The sequence below is a fragment of the Candidatus Magnetobacterium casense genome (assembly GCF_019173545.1).
In the GTDB taxonomy this organism is placed as follows: Bacteria; Nitrospirota; Thermodesulfovibrionia; order Thermodesulfovibrionales; family Magnetobacteriaceae; genus Magnetobacterium; species Magnetobacterium cryptolimnobacter.
The window spans coordinates 1-1518 of the sequence record NZ_JABXWD010000631.1 but is presented as its reverse complement, the minus strand read 5'-3'; the positions used below and the strand labels follow the sequence as shown (position 1 = coordinate 1518).

At 54.3% G+C, this 1518-nt stretch carries 2 protein-coding genes; both read right to left on the bottom strand.

Annotation, left to right across the window (positions count from 1 at the left end; genetic code table 11):
- Positions 1-616 (bottom strand): anti-sigma factor family protein (locus HWQ67_RS18265; RefSeq protein WP_218254125.1); only part of this gene is annotated, 616 nt, incomplete at its 3' end.
- Positions 613-1209: a sigma-70 family RNA polymerase sigma factor gene (locus HWQ67_RS18260; RefSeq protein ID WP_218254124.1), complete on the bottom strand. Its 597-nt coding sequence runs from the start codon at positions 1207-1209 to the stop codon at positions 613-615. The genes HWQ67_RS18265 and HWQ67_RS18260, both read right to left, overlap by 4 nt.
- Between the last annotated feature and the right edge of the window lie 309 nt (positions 1210-1518).

Below are 1518 nucleotides of genomic sequence, written 5' to 3'. Positions count from 1 at the left end.
GCCGTGGTGGAAAATCCTTTTCGTCAACCTCTCTGCTCTGGGCAAAGTTGCCTGGCGCTATGGAGACGTTTTTCTCCTTCGACCTTTCCGGTGGTGATGGCGTCGTGGAGGCCTGCAATTTGGCTGGGGGTGCCGGAGCCTCTGCCGGTGATACCGGAGCCTCCACAGGTGATGCCGGTAGTGACGGGGGAGAGGGCACTGCATGGGGCACATCGGCATCGCTCTTTGCCTTGTCATCCGGTTTGCCCTCCGATCTCAGGGATGGCAAACTGACATCCTCCTGCAGGATACGCTGCATCCGAGGCTCCCTGTTGAGCACGCTAAAGGCTATCACGACAACCATCGCAAGGGTCGCCACAGTAACGGGTATGCCCAGGGTCATGCCGTGTCGTTGCGGTTGACTCATGCGTTGTCTCAGGGCATCGTGGAAGTCATCCGGTGCCCTGACCCGGCCCAGGGAGGACAGTCGGTGGCTGAGGGCCTGAAGTTGTTGCAGGTGTTGGGTGCATGTGCTGCACTGGCTCAGGTGGTCATCCACCTGTTCCCTTGACGCACCATCGAGCGTTGCGTCCATATACTCAGACAGGCTATTTCTTATTTCGTGACAGTGTTTCATAAGACGTCCTTTAGTTTTTCCCTGAGGGTCTCTCTCCCTCGCGCAATGCGTGACTTGACCGTCCCGGGCCTGACCCCTGTAACGGAAGCAATCTCCTCATAGGACAGTCCTTCGATGTCGCGCAGGACCACGACGGTGCGTTGTTGCAGGGGCAGGGACATGATTGCCCGGTGGATGGCCGCATCCTGTTGCCTCTTCCGCAGCGGATGTTCCGGTGAGAGGCGTTCGTCGGAGATATCCCTGAAGTCGTCATCGTCCTGTGTGTTGGTTGAGAGCATTCGTTTAAAGAACAGGTACTTCAGGGATGTGAGTCTGCTCTTGCACGTGTTGACGGCTATGCGGTACAGCCATGTGGAAAACGCCGAGTCGCCACGGAAGCCGTCAATGCCGCGGCAAGCCTTGATAAACGCCTCCTGCGCACAGTCGTTGGCCTCGTCGTAGTCTCCCATCATGCGGTAACACATGTTAAACACCCTATCCTTGTATTTAAGCACCAGGGTGTCAAAGGCAGACCCCTGCCCCAACCGGAAGGCCATGACAAGTCCCTCATCCGTGTCAACACCCGGTGTTGCATTAACATTTCCGTTACTCATTTAGACTGTCATTTCTCTGAAAAGTTCCACCTGTCAGATATCTTAACTTAAATCGGGGCAGAGAAGTAAAGAAGGGTGCTGTCACCTATGTTGTATACTGATCGGATTCGAGTTTTTTCGGATATCTATGGTTTCGCACTTTCTGGATTCCTGCTTACGCAGGAATGACACAGATGGGCGCAAAATACCATTTCTTGTCATTCCCGTGAAACATGTCCCTGGCTTGAACAGGGAACGGGAATGACAAGAAATGGTATTTTGCGCCCATCTGTGTCATTCCTGCGTAAGCAGGAATCCAGAAAGTGCGAA

Excerpts from the sequence above, each read along its gene's own strand:
- HWQ67_RS18260 (WP_218254124.1), bottom strand. The coding sequence starts at position 1,209 with ATGAGTAACGGAAATGTTAATGCAACACCGGGTGTTGACACGGATGAG.